Raw genomic sequence first — 20,880 nt, forward strand, 5'->3', positions numbered from 1 at the left:
AGGAGTTTTTATGTATTTTTCATCTTTTGTAACCACGTTACAACACACAGGTAATGTGACTATGCGGTTACTACAGCAAAGCGACATGCCTATTATTTGTCAGTGGCTTACCCTGCCTTATGCCCATTTTTGGGGTATGAGTAAACACACACCCGAGCAAATGTGCAGCGCCTACCAAGATATAATAAACAACCCGCATCATCATGCCTATGTTATTGAGCAAAATAATGAGCTACTTGCCCTTGTTGAGCTTTACAGCCCAAAGCACGACAAACTTCTCGCAGCTGCCTATGAGGTAATCCCAAACGATACCGGCATGCATATTTTACTTGCCCCAAATACACAGCCCAAACGCCATTTTAGCTTTGAAATAATGCAGTGCGTATTGCACAGTATTTTTACCCATAACGATAATGCGCGGGTAGTGGTAGAGCCCGATATTGCCAATAGTAAAATTCATACCTTAAATAAGCGTTTAGGCTTTGTGCATACTAAGCAAATAACCCTTGGTGATAAAAACGCCTACCTTGGGTTTTGTAATAAAGCCGCATTTGAAACGCATGTAAATTTACATCACAAAACCCAAGCGCATATAAGTTCTGACTATGTAAAGTTTGATCACTGGCAGTGGACAAACAGGCACTTACAATGTAAAGCCATTAGCGAGCTTGTACACGAGCGCTTATTGGTTGCAGAGCAAACCCCGCAAGGTTTTAAAGTCAATATTGAAGGGGGTTACTTTTTATTTAATGGCCGCGCTATGGCGCTTAACCACATAGATATAGACGAGCCAAGCTTATGTTTTTATAACCTTAACAATGAGCAAGTAGCGCTTGATGTACTGCACTTTTTTAGTGTGCAAGGCCCTGCACTGGGTTTAACTGGCGAGCGTTTAGCCACCTACCTTGAAGAGCTTAACGCCACCCTTGCCAGTGCCTGTTATAAACGCGAAAACAACACGCTTAGCGCAGCCGAACTTGCGAAATTAGGGCTGCAACAAATAGAAGCTGCAATGAGCGAAGGCCACCCTGCGTTTGTGGCTAATAATGGTCGAATTGGCTTTAGCAAAAACGACTTTTTACGCTATGCGCCAGAAGTGGGTAAACCGTTTAAAGTGCTGTGGTTAGCGGCGCACAAAACAGTATGTGATTTTGCTCACAGTGAATACTTTAGTGACTACTCAAGCCATATTAGTGGCGAGCTTGATTTAACCACCCGTGATGCGTTTAACAAAGCGCTAAAAGCGCAAAACCTAAACCCTGACGACTACCTATTTATGCCGGCCCACCCTTGGCAGTACCAACATAAATTAAGTGTGGTATTTGCCAATGAGTTTGCCAATAACCGCTTAGTGTATTTAGGTGAAGGCGACGATTTATATCAAGCGCAGCAATCTATTCGTACATTATATAACTGCTCGCACCCGCATAAACCGTATTTAAAAGTGGCGCTGTCTATTTTAAATATGGGCTTTATGCGTGGGCTTTCGCGCGCTTATATGGCGGTAACCCCGGCCATAAATGATTGGGTGTTTAATAAAGTAAACCACGACCCAACACTTAGCGCGTGCAATTTTACTGCACTTAGAGAGTACGCCACGTTAGGGTATGCGCATCACACCTTTGAGCAAAGCGCACTCGGTGATACGCCGTACCGTAAAATGTTTGCGTGTTTATGGCGCGAAAACCCAAACCATAATTTACAAAATAATGAGCAGCTCACCACCATGGCCGCATTGCTGCACCTAGATAACAACGGTAAAAGTATGGCAGGTGTATTAATAGATCAAAGCGGTTTAAGCACACATGCTTGGCTGCAAAGCTATTTTAACGCCTATCTTATCCCGTTAGTGCATTGTTTTTATGCCCATAAATTAGTGTTTATGCCCCACGGCGAAAACCTCATTTTAAAACTTAAAAATTCAGTACCCGTAGGCGCTTACATGAAAGACATAGGCGAAGAAGTCGCGCTGCTTAATAGCACTGAGTCTTTGCCTGAGGAAGTGTCGCGTATTCATATTGCTATGCCTAAAGAGCTTGAATTACTAAGTATATTTACCGATGTATTCGACTGCTTTTTTAGATACCTAGTCGCTATTTTAGTAAGAGAAGCGCGCATTACCGAACACGATTTTTGGCACGGCGTTGCGCAAAGTGTAAACGCGTATCAACAAGCAAACCCGGCCTTAAATGAGCGCTTTAAAGAGTATGACTTTTTTAGTGATGAATTTGCACACTCTTGCTTAAACCGCTTACAGCTTGGCAATAATAAACAAATGGTTGATTTAACCGACCCCGCAGGCAGCTTAAAGTTTGCCGGAAGTTTAAATAACCCGGTATCGGCAAAGCTGTATGGCTAAGCCTCACACCCTTTCGCACTTTTTGTTTTGCCCAAATGAGCCGGTTGCTGCGGCTCATCCAAGCTTAGATTTAGTGCGCAAATTAGCGGTTCATTGCAAGGCGCATTACCCCCATGCGCCTACGCAATTTATTAGCCGGCATTTATATTTGCAGCTTTGTTGGCAAGCTATTTATGCCTATTGTTATTGGCATACGTGCAAACACAATGCGCACAATCCAATGCAGTTACAGTTAAAAATGAGCGGCGCGTATAGCCGAGGGTTTAGCCTTACAGGCGCGCCTTTATTAAGTAAAGCTGAGCAAAATAATGCACTTATTGAATTTGTAAGCAGTGTAGGTAAGTGGATAAATAACGATTATGCGCTGGGTAAAAAAGAGCAAGGCCGGTTGTTAACCGACACGCTTAACAGCGCATTTAAGCGCGCTCATAGCTTAAATTTAGCAAGCGCTGATCACACTACACATTGCCATCAACAGCTACACAATTTAATCAGCAATCACTTTAATTTAAACACTCCATTTAAATTAACGGCCGATCGCTTAACGTGCTGTCGTTATTATTTAGCAGGTTATAGCAAATGCCAAACCTGCCCAAAAAAGGATATTAAAACCAATGAACACACGCCTTAAAACGATTGACCTTGCCCGAGGTGCGAGCGTTTTTATTATGATTTTAGTCCACACTTTATGGATGTACTCGAGCACAGAGCTTCAAAGTGAAAGCTTATTTGGCGCTGTTATTCATATACTTGGCAAAGGCACAGCCTCGTTTTTGGTGGCAATGGGGTTATCTATGGCACTTTCGCGTAGGCAAACACCCATGTTATTAATTAAGCGTGGCATACAGCTTTTACTACTTGCGTATCTAATGAATGCGGCAAAGTTTTGGCTACCCATTGAGGTATTTAACACCATGCCCGAGGCATTTATAAATGCGTACGGCTGGCAAAGTCCGCTCAGTGCGGGGCAATTACAATTTATGGTGCTTACAGGTGATATTTTACAACTTGCCGGGGTTAGCTTAGTGCTATTTGGGGCGCTTAATATTGCCCGTTGGAAAACCGCATGGATTGCATGCTTAGCCATTGCTATTGCACTTATAAGCCAGTTTGTAAGGGGGCAACAGTTTGCGCTTTCGCCGTATATTAGTGATTTGTTTTTTGCTAATAACTACCAAGTTTATTTTCCGGTATTTCCGTGGATAAGCGCTATATTAACCGGCTACGTGCTTGGTCGTTTGTATATAAATAGCCAGCATAATGCAGCATACTTATTTAGTGTGTGTGCAAAGTTAGGTGCTGCATTATTGATTATTGGTACAGCGTGGCTTATTGCTGATTTTAAGGGGCAGTTTGGTAATTTTTTCCATTTAAATGGCGGCGGTATTATTTATTTAGTTGGTATAAATTTATGTGCTTTAGCTTTTATAGAATACACCATCGCTAATAAATTTAATGGCCCTATTACCCGCGCTCTTTTGTATGCGAGCAAACATGTAACTGCTTTGTATGTTATTCAATGGGTGCTAATTTGCTGGCTTATGGGTGTGTTTGGTTATCATACGCAGTCGCTTGTACCAACGTTGTGCCTAATGGCGCTTATGAGTTTACTCACTTTTGCAGTACACAAAATGTATTTGCAAATAAAGCTCACCCTACATGGTTTTAAGCAAAAACCTAAACGTGCAGCATAAACTGTAAAGGGGCTTTACGGGCGCAGTTACAGGCGCCCTAGCCTGCCTTTATTGCTTCAATTACTGTATTCATGCGCTTTGTCATTGGCCTATTTCGGTGATGGCACACATAAATATTTTCGCTAATCGGATTAGCTAAGTGGTGCGTTTTAATAAGCGCAGGTTTATTAAATGCGCTAACGGCATACGCAGGTAAAACGGTAAAACCTAGCCCTAAACTTACTGGCTCCAGTATTAAACTTATCTGGTTAGAAAACCCCGTGCGTTTAATTTGATCAACATGTTCAAACTCACTGTAGTTTTCGCTTAGTAAGAGCTGTGCGTGGTGTTTTGCATCAGGGTGGCCAATAAAGCCAAGCTCACATAAGACCTCCCACGTTGGGTTTTTAATATGTGCGGGGGTGACAAGTAATAAGGCTTCTTTACCAATTTTGTGGCTGGTAACTTCGCTAAGCGTCGGAGCTTGAGTTAAAAAGCCTATGTCGGCACTGTGGTTTGCCACAGCTTGCTCTACACTTGTATTGGGTGCAAAGCGATAATCAATATTAAGCTCGGTATGCTTTGCCTGCAGCGCTAATAATTGGCTATAAAATTGTAGCCCACAACTACCAGGCGATTGTATTTTTACCAAGCCGCTGTAAGGCGAGTCATCTTTTAATTGTTGTTCTAAAAATTGCCATTCCTTTAATAACAAGCTGCCTTGTTGATACAAATTTTGCCCACGTACGGTAAGGGTAAATTGTTTGCCGTGGCGCTCCAATAGCGCACAGTTTACTTGCTGCTCTAGCTTTTTAATGTGCTGGCTTACACCAGATTGGGTCATAAAAAGGCGCTCGGCGGTTTGAGTAAAATGATTTACCTCAACCAAAGTACAAAACGTATTTAACCATGTTGGATTTATCATTACAAAACGTACTCAAAATGATGATTAATGATAATTTTACTTAATATTGTTCAATTCGTAAACTAACTCTATCAACTAGTCACAAGATAAGTCACAACTTAAAGAGGAAGCATTATGAGTCATACATATCCACGTAGTTTTTCGCACATTGGTATTTCGGTTCCCGACGTTGAAAAAGCAGTCGAGTTTTACACTAAAGTTATGGGTTGGTACACCATAATGGAACCGACTTTAATTACCGAAGACAAAAGCCCAATTGGCGAAATGTGCACAGAAGTATTTGGCGAAAAGTGGGAAAAATTCAAAATAGCGCACCTATCTACAGGGGATCGTATTGGCGTCGAAATTTTCGAATTTAAAAACCAAGAAAACCCAAAAGACAATTTTGAATACTGGAAAACAGGTATATTTCATTTTTGTGTTCAAGACCCTGATGTAGAAGGTTTAGCTGAGCGTATTGTAGAAGCTGGCGGTAAAAAACGTATGGAAGCCCCTCGTTATTACTACCCGGGTGAAAAGCCGTACCGCATGATCTACATGGAAGACCCGTTTGGTAACATCCTTGAGATTTACAGCCACAGCTACGAGCTTATTTACAGCGCAGGGGCTTACTAAAAGCACTTAGCTTAAAAAAGCATTTAGCTAAAAACAAAGGCCGCAGTATTTATTACTACGGCCTTGTTGTTTCAGTTAAAGAGTTTTTAAATACACTTCACCGTCTTCTTATTCTCTATAACTTGTTTTTGCTTAGCTTGTGCAGCATGTTTTGCCCTGAGTTGAAAATATTATCAACCTCCAGAAAAGCACTACCAATCGAACTGTGTCCTAGTAAATTTATGAACGACATAACACATATATCAGGAAATTTTTCTCTTATCCACAAACAAGCTACATGTCAGTACCGCTGAGATTAAAAAACAAAATATTACGCTTAATGTAAATAATATAAAGTTTTCATTTTTTGATATAGCTCCTCCTTTAAGGAGTATTTCACCGCTATTAAGTGCATCTATTCCTATATAGATCATCAACGGAATTACAAAAAATGCATTGCTGAGCTTAATAAGTAAGTCCTTTGATGAAAGACTTACTAATTGAGAAGCATTATGCTCTTCCTCTTCTCTATTTAATAGTTCGGCTTTTAATAGCTCAAAGCGTTCAGGGTACAAAGCCCTATCAATAGACTTGATAGCTTCTTGCAATTCAGCAATAGAATATTCTGAATAATTTGGTTCCATCTATTAAACCTTCTCCAGTGCCTAGCGGCTGTGTAAGCGTTAGTCTTTGATACTTATTAGAAAAATGATTTTAAAGTGTAGCCACATTGAACTAACTCTTTTGCTACTTGGTTTTTCCATGCACCAGGATCATCAATAGTGACATACAAAACACCACTTATATCATTTGGAGTTTCAAGAGCCCCTTTAACTAAAGGGCAGACATTTTCTCGACCAAGCTTCGCAATAAGGTAACCATGTTCAAACACTACATTTTGTCGTGCTCTATTTTTTGGAGGGTTTGGCTCTGTTATAGCTCTCCCTAAATCACATGGAGTATATAAAACAAGAGCAAAATCAGCATCATTTGAATAATGTTCAATTTTTTCAATAATTGTCATTCCTGCGTTAGCTTGCTCATGCAGGATAATAGCTTCTAAACCAAGTTGCTCGACAAAGCGACTTACTTCTTGTTTTACTTCGTTGTTATGTCCATGAACAATAAACACTTTCCGTTTGTTACGAGGAACTTCTTTAGCTGGAGGCACTGGTGTATTTGTAGTAGTTGGCATTATTCCCTGAGTTGGTTGCCCGAACTCCAATTGATCTAATATTGGTGTGAACTCACCAGATAAATACGTACGTCTTTCGGCGTAACTACTAAATTTTGGCTGAATAAACCCCCAAAATGAATCTAAATTACGGTGCTGTCGTAACCACTGAGGAAGCATTGGTGCTAGATTAGAACTACTCAGCAATTCAGAGCGTAATGCTTCAAATTCACCTGAGTCAGATGCAAGTCCAGTTGCTCTTGCAGTGAGCAAATTCAAAAGGTAGCTAACCTTATCGAAATCCGTTTCTAAAAATTCAATACTCAATTAGATCTCCTATAATTCAATCTAGAACTTAAAAGCACAACAATTTTGCGTATATTCCTGCGGTTGTCACGCTCATTTTCTACTTTACACAGTTTTAACAAATTACCTAAGATATTGCTATCAAAAGCTATTTAATATCTACAAGCAAAGTTAAGGCATATAAATGCGTACTTCGCTCATTTCCTTGATTATGTAAGTAAGCAGCAGGTTGGCTGGCTTAATAGGTATTACAAGTATATGATATTGATAATTATTTGTATTAACGAGTTTTGAAAGGTGTGTATGAAAAAGTCTATGTTAACTCTGGCGTTAGTTACGAGTTTGAGTGGTTGTAGCACAACAACTGTGCCGCCTGATAAAAGCTCATCGCTTTATTACACTGCGCTTTATAATGCACAAGCAAAGCCTGTTAGCTCTGTATTATTAGAGCCCACGCTATTAAATGCCGATGTGGTTTTAGTAGGTGAATGGCATACGCACCCGGGTGTGCATTTATTTCAGGCTGAGTTATTTGAGCAATTAAGTAGAGTCAATAAACGCACTGCCCTGTCGCTTGAGCAGTTTAGCCGCGCCGATCAGCCTATTTTAAACCAGTATGTTAAAGGTGAAATTGGTGAGCAATACTTAATTGATAACACCCAAGCGTGGCCTAACTACAAAAGTGATTACCGTGCGTTGGTAGAGCTGGCTAAAGCGAACAATAGCGATGTAATCGCTGCCAATGCCCCTAAAAATATAGTCACCTGTATTGGCAGGCAAGGCATAAGCTACCTAAATAAACTTGATGAAACACAGCAGAGCTATATTGCAGCCGCTATTGATACGTCCCCCAGTGATTATAAACAACGTTTTATGACCTCAATGCACCACGGCTTGCCGAGTCAAAACGAGAATTATTATGCTGCGCAAGTTACCTGGGATGAAACCATGGGGGAGTCTATCGTTAACTATTTAAATAATCATAAAGATGCGCAAGTAATGCATATAGCGGGCGATTTTCATGTAAAAAATGGCGAAGGTATAGCGCGCGTTATTAAGCGTTTAGCGCCAGAGCTAAATGTTGTGTGGATATCGCCGGTAACGAATGTGCAAGCTAATCAAAGTGGGTATCAGTTGCAGGTTAACCCTTTGCCAACCCGTTATGTACAAAAAGAACATCAGCAAGCCGCTTTTAAAGCGTTAGGCAAGCGAGGCGAGCAAACAGCTTGCTTATAAAATAACGACATAGTTAGTGAATCTCTTAACCAGGGCTCAGGTTAACTATGTCGTCATGTATTTAGTTTAGTTATTTCGGGCTTGGTTGGTTAGCTCAACCAGCGCTTTACGTACCTCTAACGGTCTGTTGCACTGGGTTTTAAAGTTAATAAAGTAATTACGCTTTTGGTTTTGTATATAAAAACCAGTGGGTAATAGGCCGCTCATTATTGGGGTGTTATCGGCTACGCCGTAGTGCTGCATTAATATGAGCGACATAGCATCTTGGTGATCTTCATTCATATGGTTAATCATGCTTTGCTGTTGGCTTTCATCCCAGTTTTTTGCCTCGCCCTGCCACTCGATTTGTTCAAGCCAAAATATTTTGCCAAACCCGCCAATGTAACGCACTCGCACTACGTCTAATTGCCATAACTGAAAGTCGTGCGCATTGCGATAGCTAGCAGCTTCTGGGTATAGGGCAATATAGTTATCAAGTAAAGTGTGTGCTTGCTCACTTGGCACAATAGAGCCATCGCCTACGAGTGTTACGCGGCCGTGCTCGTTTTGATCGCCGTAGTCGGCGGCATCATATACAGTTAGGCTCATACGAGAGTCGTGCTTTAGATTTTTAGTGTGCTGGGCTATATCGCTAATAAAAAAGTAAACACGGCCTTGTTCGTCGCACATATAGGGGGTTACTGAGCCAAATGGGTAGCCGCGTAAATTATTAGAAATAGTCGACATAACACCGGCATTGGTTTTGTAAACCAAGGTGCGTGCATCGTTTAATGCTTGCTCTCTCATAAAAACTCCTGACGTTGAGAAAAAACCATGGGTGCATCGTTATAAGGATGAGGGTTTACGTGCAGTTTCATGGCGTACATTTGTTGTAAATTTTGTTCAGTTAATACGGTGTTTATAGGCCCACTTTGCAGCACTTTTTTGTTGTGCAGTAAAATAGCGTCGGTTGCATAAAGGCTGGCCAAATTTAGATCGTGTATTGCAATAATGGCGCTGTTACCCTGCCCTACAAACGCTTTGACGCAGCTGAGCAAAGCATGTTGATGGTGCATATCAAGTGCTGATGTAGGTTCGTCGAGCAGCATTAGTTTTGGCTCGGCTGATTGTGTAAAAGCGTTTAGCTGCGCTAAAGTACGCGCCATATGCACGCGTTGTTGCTCTCCGCCCGAAAGCGCACTTACGCGGCGAGTTAAATAATGGCTTAAATCCATAATAGCGGCGTATTTATTTACTTTTTCGCTTTGCATTTTTAATGACTCTACATACTGGTAACGGCCCATTGCAATAAGCTCAAATACAGTAAAATCAAACCCTACGTGGTTAGCTTGCATCATCACTGCGCGCTGTGTGGCAAGGCGCTTTTTAGCGTGAGAGGCCAGCGGCTTAGCATTAAAAAGTACACTGCCTGTAAAGGCATGCATACCTGCTAAGGTATGCAGCAAGGTAGATTTACCTGCGCCATTTTCACCAAGTAGTGCTACAAGTTGCCCTTGTTTAGCGCTGCCATCAATAGCGTTTAAAACGCTATGATTATCAAAGCCAACGCTTAGGTTGTTAAACGTGATCATGACCAACCTCGCTTATTTTTCACTATTAAATAAATAAACAATGGCGCACCCAATAATGCAGTAATAATGCCAATGGGTAGCTCTGATGGCATGATCACAATGCGTGCTAGCCAGTCAGAAAGTAGCAATACCACTACGCCAGTTAGCATACAAAGCGGCAGCATATTACGTAAATGCGGCCCCACCATTAAGCGGGCAATATGCGGGACTACCAATCCAACAAACCCTATTAAGCCGGTAAGTGCCACAACCGCCCCTACTCCTAGTGCAACAAGTATAATTACATATAGTTTGAGCTTGTTGGTGTCTACCCCTAGGTACTGAGCTTGTGGCTCGCCAATAAGGAGTAAGTTCATGGGCTCTTTTAACCGCCACAGGCCAATTAGGCTGATAAACAGTAACGGCGCAGCTTGAATAATCGTGCTCCAGCTTGCTCCGCCTAATGAGCCCATGGTCCAGTAATTTATTAATCGTAATGCACTGTCATCGGCAAAAAAGCTCAGTAGCCCAATAACCGCAAAGGCTAATGCGTTAATAGCAACCCCCACCAATATAAGTGTGGTGATATTAATTTGCCCTTGCTGCTTGGCAATAAAATATACCAGCGAGGTCACACCAAGCGCCCCTAAAAACGACGCATAAGGTAAATACAACTGCGCGTTAAAATTAAACTTCGCGCTAAGTGCTATAAACGCCACAGCAACCATAGCCGCACCCGCACTAATGCCTATAATAGATGGGTCGGCCAATGGGTTGCGGCACAGCGCTTGCGTTGACGCGCCAGTTTGGGCAAGCACCAACCCTACAAGCACTGCAAGCACAAAGCGTGGCAAACGTATTTGCATTACGACATTAATTTGCAGCGTATCAAACTGATTAAAGAGCTCGGGCGCAAGCCAAGCAATGGCTAAACGCCAATCCCACCCTGCTGGCCCGTACCCTATGCTAAGTAGCGCCAAAGCAAAAATACACACAGAGGCTAATAGCATCCATTTATGGGTTTGGCTAAGTGTTACAGGCTTAAAACGGCTCAATGTTAGGGTGTTCATAAGCGGGTTTTATACTCGTCAAGCTCATTAATTGCTGTGGCTATACGCGGCGACATGCCAAGCGAAAGTAGGCTATCCATTACAAGTAAGTTACAGGTTTGCGCCGCTTTTAATAAGTGTAGTGTAGGTTGCTCACAAAAAGCCTGCTTACCGCGAAGGCTTTGTACAACGTGGGCTGGGGCTACTAAAAAGTCGGGCTGATTTATAGCCAGTACTTCACTATTTACTGCTTTAAAGCCTGAATGCGTAGCGCCTATATTAGTAATGCCTGCATAGCTAAATAATAAATTAGGGACGGTTTCTTGCCCGGCGGCAACAAGCCCGCGCTCATTAGCTGAGAGTAAAAATAGCGCGCTGTGTGTTTGCGCTTTTGCTTTTTCAGGTAACGATCTTGTAATGTGCGTAATAAGTGTTTGTGCTTTTTGCTTAGCGTTTAAATCGTCACCTAAGCGTTTTATTAGCTCAAGTAACTCGTTAACTGAGGTCGGCTTTTTATAATGAATTAGCTTAACTCCTGTTGCCTCAATTTGCTTAAGTGCTTGGCTTCGCCCTGCGCCTTCAAGCGCTAACAAGCTGGTTGGACGCATTGAAAGTACGCCTTCTGCAGCTAAATCGCGATAATAGCCCACTTGCGGTAATTGCGTGGCTTGGTGCGGGTACATGCTCGATTGATCAACAGCTACAAGGGTATTTTGTTTGCCTAGCGCATAAATTATTTCAGTAAGGGTGCCGCCAGCGCTAATAACGCGCTCTTGTGCAAGTGCAGATTGGGCCATTAAAGCAAACAATATAAATAGGTATTTCATTACACACTCCGGTTTTATTTTTTGGCTATTATAACCAGTTAAATCTAAATGAAAATGATTATCATAATTAATTGATCTTATTTTGACTTAGTTGTAACATCTTCGCCATAAATAATAACTATTATCATTTGGAGTTGAAATGAATCCCTCTGCGTTTAGAGTTACTGCTATAGCAACCTTACTACTTGGCTCGGGCACTGCCATTGCCGAAAACATAATTGACGATCATATTGTTGTAAGTGGTTCGCGCTTTGAGCAAAAACTTAAAGATGTAACAGGCTCAGTTACTGTTATTACCGAGCAAGACATAGAGCGTCAGCTAGCTGTAGATTTACAAACCATGTTTAAGTACGACCCAAGCATTGCAACGACAGGCAGTGGCGCAGGCGCGCAAACACTTACAGTACGTGGTGTTGGTGGTAACCGGGTTGTATTTATAAAAGATGGCCGACGCACCAACGATGGTTATGCAGGTGGAGGGGGCTATTTAGTTGGCCGTAATTATTTTGACGTAGCAGGTGTAAAACAAGTAGAAGTAGCCAAAGGTGCTGCATCGTCATTATATGGCTCTGATGCACTTGGTGGCATTGTGGTTATAACCACTAAAGATCCTAGTGATTATTTAAAAAATAACAGCAGCTTTGTAAAAATGGCGCTTGGGTATCAAGGTCAAAGTAATCAAGTTGCCGCCGATATTACTGCGGCAAAAGACTTAGGCGACTTTGCAGTAAGCGCCGTGTATAGCCACCGTGATAGCGAAGAAGTACAAAACTATGACGAAAACTTACCCGGTTATGATGCTAAGTCGGATGCTTTATTAGTTAAATTTGAGCAACAGCTTGATGAAAAACGCACACTTAAATACACCCTTGATTACTTTAATCAAACGACTGAGCAAGTAATAACCCCCGCTGTTCAAGAAACCGAAGAAGATGACACGAGTTGGTCACTGGCGCTCGATTACCATTCAGAAGTAGCAACCGCCGCGTTTGATAAATGGTATGGGCAAGTGTCTTACAGTAGTTACGAGCAACAAAGCGATCAAATTAGTGGCGCAAGCACCTACACCGATTATAACGACTATCGTTTTGAGCAAAATATTTTAGGTTTAAAAGCGGTATTTAATAAAGGGTTTAACGCAGGGAATGCCGATCATGAAGTGGTATACGGGATTGATATAGACTTATACGACACCACCCGCCCACGTTTTAAAACCCGTATTTTAGCCGATGGCACTGTTGATTTTACAGACCAAAAACAAAAAGCATTCCCGGGGGCTGATACCTCTTTAATTGGCGCTTATGTACAAGACAGTATTTCGTTTAATAACAGCGCGTGGTCGGTTATTGCAGGTATGCGATATGATTACTACACCCTAGAGGCTAAAAATGATGAGCTATACGCCGATGCGCAGCTTGGTGATATTACCGAATCTGCTTTTTCGCCTAAGCTAGGTGCTATATACCAAGTGGATGATAACTTGTCGTTGTACGGGCAATACGTACGAGGCTTTAAAATACCACCACACGACCAAGCCTATCAAAGCCACGGCGTTGAACCGTTTTATCAAATATTACCAAACGCCGATTTAGACCCTGAAAGCAGTGATTCGTTTGAGCTTGGGCTAAGATACGCCAGCAGCGATATTAGCGTAAATTTAAGTGCTTTTTATGCAGCATACGATGACTTTATAGAAACCGCCGTAGTAGGTGTTGAGCCAACGTACATTCCTGGCGTAAACAAAACGCTGTATCAGTACCAAAATATTAGCGAAACACAAATAAGCGGTGTTGAAGCAGGAATTGCCATGTATGTAGCTGAAAATATACTACTAGAGGCAAACGTGGCTTACGTTGATGGTGAAAATAAAGAAACCGATCAGCCACTTACCAGCATTAGCCCGTTAAATGGCTCAGTATTGTTAAGTACAGAACAGGGTAATATTAACTGGACCGCCGCGTTGCGTTTGGCTAAATCGCAATCGGATGTAGTACTTGATACAAACGGTAATAAAACTACGCAAGGACATGGCTACGGCGTTGTTGATTTATACGCAAACTACGAATGGCAAGCGTGGCAGCTAAATGTAGGTGTACTTAACTTGCTCGATAAAGAATATGTACCTTTTGAGTTGATTGCAGGTCAATCACAAGCTGCTGATTTTAGCCAATACACCCAACCTGGGCGTAACTTTTCAGCCAAAATAAGCTATGAGTTTTAATTAGCTCCTAGAAAATTAAATAGCAACAAACGCTGCATGAAGCTGCAGCGTTTGTTGAGTTTATTTTTTGATATTTATAAATGACACCCATATTAATTTTTTAGTAAAGCGAGTTGCCTAGATTCTAATTGGAAGTGCATTAATAGAGGTGATACAAAGTGGCTTGGCGTTGGCATATTTACCAAACTTTGTGATTGATGATTTAGGGCTTAAAAAATTTACTGTAAAGGGGGTTAACAGTCACTACAGCGAAGACATAGTAATGATTTACAAACCATCAAAAGCTGATGGCTGGCTTAATAAACTCATGCACTCTTTATAGAGAATTTATCAATTTAAGTTCAATGCAAAATATTACTTAGCTAAGCTATGCTTAGCTAATATCAGCAACAATGCACTGATTACGGCCATGTTCTTTTGCATGGTAAAGTGCTTTACCAGCACATTTGTAAACTTGGTCTATGTATTTACTGTACTCAGGACTAAAAACATCAAACTAAGTGTATAAAAAAGGCCAGATGCGAACGCTACTGGCCTTTCATTAAAACCGTCATGTGCTTAGAGTTGACGGATGTTATTTAAACTTATTTACTAACGTTTTTGCGACGTCTATTAAACCATACTAATGGAGTAAGTAATAAAGCTATAAAGCCAAAACTACCACCACCGCTAGATTTTGATTCTGTTACAGGCACAGTTGCTACCGCTTCATTTTTTACCATTACAGTACTTTGTTGAGTCACAGTTGTTACACCATCACTTACGGCAACTTCAAAAACAAGCTCTTCATCTGCAGTAATAGCTGCAGGTGTGAAGCTCAAAGTTGCTGTATCAGTACCTGTGAGCGTAGCAGCACTACCGCTAACCTGAGTCCAAGCATAAGTTAGTGTTTGACCATTGCGATCTGACGCTGTTGCTGTAATTGTTCCTGTAGCAGATTCAGTAATTTCCGCTGATACACTTTCGATTAAAACAAGTGGAGCTGCGTTATCACATGCTAGTGAATCACCCGCGACAAGCTCAGAAAATACAGGAGATAAAACGTTAGACATAGTTAGGTTATCAATCCACCAACCTAAATCATCAACTGCGCCATCTGATGAGATTCTAAAGCGTACTTTTACTAAGTTGCCGTTTAGAGCATCACCAAAATTGATAGTTTCATAATTACCATACGCGCCACTATCTTGTACGTTATTACCTGTGTATGTTTCACGTTCTTGAAGCTCTTGAGAATCGTTTTCGATTAGAACAGCGTCATAGCCAACATCAAATGTGCCGCCAATTTCAGTGGCATCAACCCAGTCACCGCCATTAACACTAACTTCTACAACACCACCATCCCAGTTTTGCTCAATACTATAGAAATGCCAAAACGAGATTTCAAAGTCGCCTGAGTAACCAACTTCGAATGGCTTACTCTCTATTGCTACATCTGATTGGAAGCCATTATTTACAAGGCGCATTGCCTGTGTGCCTAGCTCAAACCCACCTTGTTCAAAGAAGGCAATATTACCACTATTATCCATAACCTGAGTGCCAACAGCTAAGTCACCGCCAAACATTACGTTTTCTTTTAAATCTAATAGTGATGAACTTGCTACTTCCATATCATCTGAAACTACAGCTCCAACAGGCATTTCTGACTTAAAGCCCATATTTACTTCAAACGTAAGTGTTTGATCAAGTGCTTCAACGATATCATCGTCCGTTTCAATTTCAGGGAATGTGACTTCAATTTCTAGTGTTTCAGCTGTACCCGCTTCGTTCAAAGTAACTTTAATATCGTTACTAGTTATTGCTTCGTACGGTTGAACTTCACCAAAAGTAAGTAAACCATCATTTTCAAATGTTACATCATGATCGCTTATAACTGTCAGTTGCGCTGTTGTACCACTAAGTATTTCACTACCACGGTTAGTAATTGTTACGCTAACCGTACTCGTTTCGCCTTTATCTAAAATATTGTCGTTAGTACAAAAACCAAGCTCTGTACCATTGTACATGTTGTTTAAGTCAGCACTTGCAAATGCATAGCTAGAAAGCTGTGTTTTATCTGATTCAACCACACCAGTAAGGTCATTACTGAAACGATCTGGCGATACTGCGCCAAGACCCATACCACGTTTAGCAAATGCACCTACCATTAACTTGTAATCAGCAGGGTCTACTGCATAGGCAGCAGCTAAAATAGCATCACGTGCTTCAGTGTAGGTTGGTGCTATAGGTGTTAATTTGTAACCTGCAACTAAGTAATCTGCCATTCGAGTTTGTGCTTCATTAAAGCCATGCTCGTTGATAAGCGCTACGTAGTTTTCCCATAATACAGTTGCCCAAATTTCGCCGGCAGCATGAGGAGAAGCCACGCTTGTTGGTGATATACCAATATCAGCACCAGCATTTTCAGTAATATGGCGGAACGACAATGCATTTACATCTGTATCAGTTGAATAAGGAAGACGACGAATACCGAAGTAGAAGTCTTCTACAAATGTGCCGCTACCATATGCTTTTTGGAACTTATCGTTACCTGTAATATTTATATCGCTTTCTTTAGCGATAAACATTAATGAGTGGAAATCGCCCCAGCCTTCGCCCATTGCGCGGCCTTGGAAGTTAATAAGGCCTGATGAATTACCGACTAAGCGGTTACTAATGTAGTGACCCCATTCATGAGCAATAATACCATTATCAAACGTACCATCTTTTAATGTTGCTTTGGTAAACATGTCTACAGTAACAACTTCACCAGCATCAATTAGGTCATACATTGCATTACCATCAGCGTAATTTAAACCCATATTTGGAATGGTTACAGTATCGTCTTCACCGCCCATTGGTGCCGGTTCTGACGTATCTGGGTCATTATTAACAACGATAGTTGCTATTGCACCTGCATCTTGTGCATTTTTTACTTTAATTGTAAATGAGCATGATCCACGGTCTACAATTGCAATTTTCCCTGCTAGTTCAGCAGCATTTATAGCAGGCTCACAACCATCATTAATACTTGTTGAATCTACTGTATTTCCATCATCTAAACGAACAACTTCTGCAGCCACATCACTGAATTGGTATTTACCAAAGCCAGATTCTTTTGTTGAAGCTAAAAGGCCTAAAGAGTCATGTGAAGTTACTGTAATACCAAAATCTACACCAACAGTGGCATCTTTACTGTTGTACAAGTACATTTGCATACGTGGGCTAGCACCATCAGCTGGCGTAGACATATTTGCGTTATTACGACCTGAGTTATCTTGAGCCTGTGCTTCAATCGGGTCACCTTCTACGCCGCCACGACCAAAGTTAGATACCTGCGCTACATTTGACGTTTCATCAAAGCCATGGTCATAGAAAAAATCATGTAAAAAGTTATTCATGTAAAACAAGTTAACAATAGCCGCTTTACGGTTTGCGTAGCTATTTGCGACTTCATCTACTCGATAAGGGTAGTCAAATGTGAAATCTGCTGTTGTTTCAGCGGTAAAGTCACCTTCACTAAAGTCTTGAGGTGCAACCACATCTGCGTAAGCAAATACGTTATTACCTGATGTTGTTGTTGCGTCATCAGCTAACCATGGGTCCATTGTGCTTAGTTTGCTGTAGTAAGATAGAGATACCATTGGCGCGTCTAAAATCTCAGTCTCGTCTACTTGTCCTGGGCCATCTGCAGGAATTACATCACCGTGCGGGCTTTCCATTGGGTAGCCATCTTGGTTAGCGTAAACACGGTAATTAAAGTCAGCTGCATGAGATTTCAAATCTTTCGCAAAATATACTTTGCTGTTATTTGAATCTACTACGTAGCTAAAGTAGTCACTTTCTAAAGAGCCTGCTTCTGCTACTTCTACTTCAATGTAGTAAGCTGATTTAAGCTCGCCTGCAACTTCAAAAAACACTTCTTTTGCACGTGGTGTACCTAAAACAATCTTAGAATCATCTAATGATTTAGCCTCATATTTTGCATATCCACCTTCGTTACCAATTTTACGAAGTGAGACATCAATATTTGCTAATTCACTAAATGCTTTTCTTATACTTTGCTCAGAGCTTACAAAACCAGTTAACGCAGCAAGTTTATTTTTAGATGACGACGTATCAGCAAAATAACCCGAACTTGCTACTAGGTTGTACTCTTTATCCATTAACAAGTTGTATTCGCGGTTAAAAACTTCAACACCGTTTACTTGTTGTTTGTATTTTGCACTAATAGAACCGCGTTTTTGCTCTGATAAATCAACCATAACAGCAGAAGATGCTGTTGCTTTACGATTACTAATACCTGTTAAAGTTTCAATATAAAAGTCAGCAGCATATTGATTACGGTTATCAGGTGCGATTAAATCCATGTCAGGCTTACGCTGACCTATTGCTTGCCATAAAAATGTTGCTTTACCCATTTGTGCATCGTAAATAGATTTTTGACCCGATACAGTGGCGCGTTCCGCTAAGGTTCTCTGCTGAACAGCAGCTAAAGAAGTACCCTGAGTAACTGCATTTGTAGCACTTACATCATAAAATCGAGTTTGTTCAGCGGCCGTTAGCTCACCTGCTGCTAATGTTGATGCTACAACCATGGCAATAGTTGTTAACTTAAATTGAGACATGTATCCACCTGTTTGTGTTTATTATGTTTAAACACTTAATGTTTTTAAATTGATTATTTTATGTAAACGCCTAGTTAAGTTGTTAATATACAGACTTGAATAAGGCTGAATAGCTTTAAATTTAAAGAAAAGTAAACAAAGGTAAACGAATGCAAAAAATAATTTTTACAAGTGCAGTGCCAATAATTGCAGTTTTATTACTATCTGCATGTAATAACAGTGAAAAAACAGAGGTTAACAACTCTCAGGCACAACCTAAAACAGCAGAAATCATTATAAAAGAATCATCTAAGAACCAGAAAAGTGACACTATTTTCCCTAAAAAAGAAAGTAGTCAAGGTGTTATTAAAAATGCATCTAAAAGCATAAATTCATCGGGTGATAAACTTATCTTTAACTCTGAGCAGTTATTTAAAGGCGACGTTATTTATAATCAGAACTTAAAACAAAAAGGGGTAGTAACAGGTACTCTTACAATTACATTAAATACCGATTCTGTGCCTGATGAGTTAAAAAATAATTATGAGTTAGTCAAGTCAACAGCTCACAATTACACATTACTTGTTGAAAAGGATGTTGATATTGCACAATTGTCTAGTGCTCTAAACAGCTATAGCTCAGTGAGCAATGTAGAAATTGCAATTAACTATTCACCTATCGAAACACACTATTAATCAGCAACAATGCACTGATTTCGGCCATTTTCTTTCGCATGGTAAAGTGCTTTGTCTGCACATTTGTAAACTTGGTCTATGTCGTTGCTGTGATCAGGCCAAGTTGCAATACCAATAGAAATTGTTATAAAGCCGATAGTTTCCATATTTGTAGACTCAACAGTTTTACGTAGTCGCTCTGCTATTTTGAGCGCACTTTGGCTGTTTTCATTAGGCAAGACAAGTACAAATTCTTCACCACCTATACGTGCTACGATATCGTCTTTTCGAGATAATTTTTTGATAATATCAGTAAGCGATTTAAGAGCTTCATCTCCTTTATCATGGCCAAAGGTATCGTTAACTCGCTTAAAGAAATCGATGTCTATCTCTAAAATAGCAAATGGAGTTTGCTTAAACATCAATTGGTTTAATAAACCGTTTAAACTCCTACGGTTATGAGTATCAGTTAGGGGATCTGTTTGCGCATCATGACGAAGCTGACCTATCTGCATTTGCAAAGTATTAACTCCATTGAGCATTGCAATTTTTAGTCTTTGGCTTTCAAAGTACCAAGATTTAACACTTTTTAGCTCTTCAATACTTGTTGGATCGTCAAGTGTATTTGCTTTGTCTGCTAGTTGTTTTAAAGGCCTGGAAATAAAGTGAGCAAAAAAACCGATTAAAAGAAACGTAATAACAGCCATCGGTAATGTACGTTTTATTACTTCAGTTATGAGTAAATCAAGTGACGAAAGCGTTGCTCTTACAGGGCGCTGAGCGACAATTACCCATTTTGCTTTAGGCACGGAGGAAAAGCCTGCTAGCATTTCTATCTCTTGGCTATTTTTAACAATAGAAGTACCGCTTTGGCCTGTAATCATATTATTAGTGATTGAATTATTTGTGACGACTGTCCCTATTAGTGCCTGATCTGGGTGATAGAGAATTCGCCTACTGGCATCGACCACATAAATATATGTTCCACCCTCATAATAATGCTGCTCTAACAAGCTATTTAAAATATTACGCTCCTTTAGATAAAGGGAGCCACCAATATAACCAAGGTAATCTCCACTTTGATCAAACAAAGGATGAGAAATAAAAACAATAAAGTTCCCAGCAGCCGACATATAAGGCGCGCTGATTAATGGTCTTTTTTCTTGTAGCGCTTGTACAGCGCCGGGTGAGTGGATTGATTCACCAATAAGTTGCGGAAATTTAGGAGAGGTTGCGACAACAACACTATGCTTATTAATTACAACTGAGTTAAAGCTATTCGTTTGTAAGTGTAAGCGGGCCGATTCTTGGTTTAATAAATCTTCATCATCAACTCTTTGCTCTATTTTTTTAGCTGAATAGGCCAGTTGTTGCATTGCGGATTCTAAAAAATTATCTGTTGCTGATGCCAGTTTATTGGCATAAGCATAGTTACTTTTTAGCGTGTAAGCTGTTAACTGCTCTTTTTGTACTTGGTAGGTAGAATAAAAGCTACTTACTAAAGTACTAATGGAAGCCGTAATCGCTAAAAGCAAAATAAGAAATCGAAGATTTAAGGCCGTTAATAATTTTTTTCGCAAACGCATGCCATCCTAAGTACAGGTATTCAGTACCCGAACCTATAATTGTATATAAAGCCCGCAATTATACCCTCTTGAAAATTTATTATCTAATATTAACAAAGCCACAAAAAATATAACTAAATA

Annotated in this window: 16 protein-coding genes; 7 read left to right on the forward strand and 9 right to left on the reverse strand. The window is 40.5% G+C overall.

What is annotated here, in order from left to right:
• The first annotated feature begins 10 nt into the window (after positions 1–10).
• Genes AC5NT5_RS16940 through AC5NT5_RS16950 form a run of 3 tightly spaced genes read left to right on the forward strand, consistent with a single transcriptional unit; the run spans position 11 to position 4,053 of the window.
• Complete coding sequence (locus tag AC5NT5_RS16940; protein ID WP_494513582.1) at positions 11–2,359, forward strand: GNAT family N-acetyltransferase; 2,349 nt, start codon at positions 11–13, stop codon at positions 2,357–2,359.
• The gene (locus tag AC5NT5_RS16945; protein WP_494513583.1) at positions 2,352–2,990 is read left to right on the forward strand and encodes a hypothetical protein; all 639 of its coding nucleotides are present in this window, start codon (positions 2,352–2,354) and stop codon (positions 2,988–2,990) included. Before AC5NT5_RS16940 ends, AC5NT5_RS16945 begins: the two co-directional genes overlap by 8 nt.
• Complete coding sequence (locus AC5NT5_RS16950; RefSeq protein ID WP_494513584.1) at positions 2,974–4,053, forward strand: heparan-alpha-glucosaminide N-acetyltransferase domain-containing protein; 1,080 nt, start codon at positions 2,974–2,976, stop codon at positions 4,051–4,053. Before AC5NT5_RS16945 ends, AC5NT5_RS16950 begins: the two co-directional genes overlap by 17 nt.
• A gap of 37 nt (positions 4,054–4,090) precedes the next feature.
• On the opposite strand, the gene AC5NT5_RS16955 is transcribed toward AC5NT5_RS16950, so the two are convergent.
• Positions 4,091–4,957 carry a LysR family transcriptional regulator gene (locus AC5NT5_RS16955; RefSeq protein ID WP_494513585.1) on the reverse strand — a complete coding sequence of 289 codons (867 nt, stop codon included), beginning with the start codon at positions 4,955–4,957 and terminating at the stop codon, positions 4,091–4,093.
• 114 nt (positions 4,958–5,071) lie between these two features.
• Here AC5NT5_RS16955 and AC5NT5_RS16960 point away from each other — a divergent pair, with 114 nt between their 5' ends.
• Positions 5,072–5,572 (forward strand): lactoylglutathione lyase family protein, encoded by a 501-nt coding sequence (locus AC5NT5_RS16960; protein WP_002959229.1) that lies wholly within the window; start codon positions 5,072–5,074, stop codon positions 5,570–5,572.
• 242 nt (positions 5,573–5,814) lie between these two features.
• On the opposite strand, the gene AC5NT5_RS16965 is transcribed toward AC5NT5_RS16960, so the two are convergent.
• Together AC5NT5_RS16965 and AC5NT5_RS16970 are read right to left on the reverse strand one after the other, a co-directional pair.
• Entirely contained in the window at positions 5,815–6,195 is a 381-nt protein-coding gene (locus AC5NT5_RS16965; protein WP_494513586.1) for a hypothetical protein, read from the reverse strand.
• A gap of 56 nt (positions 6,196–6,251) precedes the next feature.
• The gene (locus AC5NT5_RS16970; protein ID WP_182753146.1) at positions 6,252–7,052 is read right to left on the reverse strand and encodes a TIR domain-containing protein; all 801 of its coding nucleotides are present in this window, start codon (positions 7,050–7,052) and stop codon (positions 6,252–6,254) included.
• Between the two features lie 282 nt (positions 7,053–7,334).
• Between AC5NT5_RS16970 and AC5NT5_RS16975 the strand changes: the two genes are divergently transcribed.
• Complete coding sequence (locus tag AC5NT5_RS16975) at positions 7,335–8,267, forward strand: ChaN family lipoprotein (RefSeq protein ID WP_494513587.1); 933 nt, start codon at positions 7,335–7,337, stop codon at positions 8,265–8,267.
• Between the two features lie 66 nt (positions 8,268–8,333).
• Here the strand turns inward: AC5NT5_RS16975 and AC5NT5_RS16980 are convergent, their stop codons facing one another.
• The 4 genes from AC5NT5_RS16980 to AC5NT5_RS16995 are packed head-to-tail and all read right to left on the reverse strand — an operon-like array spanning position 8,334 to position 11,693.
• Complete coding sequence (locus tag AC5NT5_RS16980) at positions 8,334–9,053, reverse strand: HugZ family pyridoxamine 5'-phosphate oxidase (RefSeq protein ID WP_494513588.1); 720 nt, start codon at positions 9,051–9,053, stop codon at positions 8,334–8,336.
• Positions 9,050–9,838, reverse strand: a complete 789-nt coding sequence (locus AC5NT5_RS16985) for a heme ABC transporter ATP-binding protein (protein ID WP_494513589.1) — start codon at positions 9,836–9,838, stop codon at positions 9,050–9,052. Before AC5NT5_RS16985 ends, AC5NT5_RS16980 begins: the two co-directional genes overlap by 4 nt.
• Positions 9,835–10,887: a FecCD family ABC transporter permease gene (locus AC5NT5_RS16990; protein WP_494513590.1), complete on the reverse strand. Its 1,053-nt coding sequence runs from the start codon at positions 10,885–10,887 to the stop codon at positions 9,835–9,837. Before AC5NT5_RS16990 ends, AC5NT5_RS16985 begins: the two co-directional genes overlap by 4 nt.
• Positions 10,884–11,693, reverse strand: coding sequence for a heme/hemin ABC transporter substrate-binding protein (locus AC5NT5_RS16995; protein WP_494513591.1), 810 nt, complete (start codon positions 11,691–11,693; stop codon positions 10,884–10,886). Before AC5NT5_RS16995 ends, AC5NT5_RS16990 begins: the two co-directional genes overlap by 4 nt.
• 139 nt (positions 11,694–11,832) lie before the next feature.
• Here AC5NT5_RS16995 and AC5NT5_RS17000 point away from each other — a divergent pair, with 139 nt between their 5' ends.
• The gene (locus AC5NT5_RS17000) at positions 11,833–13,914 is read left to right on the forward strand and encodes a TonB-dependent hemoglobin/transferrin/lactoferrin family receptor (RefSeq protein WP_494513592.1); all 2,082 of its coding nucleotides are present in this window, start codon (positions 11,833–11,835) and stop codon (positions 13,912–13,914) included.
• Between the two features lie 584 nt (positions 13,915–14,498).
• On the opposite strand, the gene AC5NT5_RS17005 is transcribed toward AC5NT5_RS17000, so the two are convergent.
• Positions 14,499–18,521 carry a rhombosortase-dependent M36 family metallopeptidase gene (locus AC5NT5_RS17005; protein ID WP_494513593.1) on the reverse strand — a complete coding sequence of 1,341 codons (4,023 nt, stop codon included), beginning with the start codon at positions 18,519–18,521 and terminating at the stop codon, positions 14,499–14,501.
• Between the two features lie 149 nt (positions 18,522–18,670).
• Here AC5NT5_RS17005 and AC5NT5_RS17010 point away from each other — a divergent pair, with 149 nt between their 5' ends.
• Positions 18,671–19,195, forward strand: a complete 525-nt coding sequence (locus AC5NT5_RS17010; RefSeq protein WP_024596041.1) for a serine protease external chaperone — start codon at positions 18,671–18,673, stop codon at positions 19,193–19,195.
• Here AC5NT5_RS17010 and AC5NT5_RS17015 read toward each other — a convergent pair.
• Positions 19,192–20,760 carry a sensor domain-containing diguanylate cyclase gene (locus AC5NT5_RS17015; protein ID WP_494513594.1) on the reverse strand — a complete coding sequence of 523 codons (1,569 nt, stop codon included), beginning with the start codon at positions 20,758–20,760 and terminating at the stop codon, positions 19,192–19,194. The genes AC5NT5_RS17010 and AC5NT5_RS17015 overlap by 4 nt on opposite strands.
• Positions 20,761–20,880: the final 120 nt, after the last annotated feature.

Source organism: Pseudoalteromonas sp. J2K-J599 (assembly GCF_059295115.2).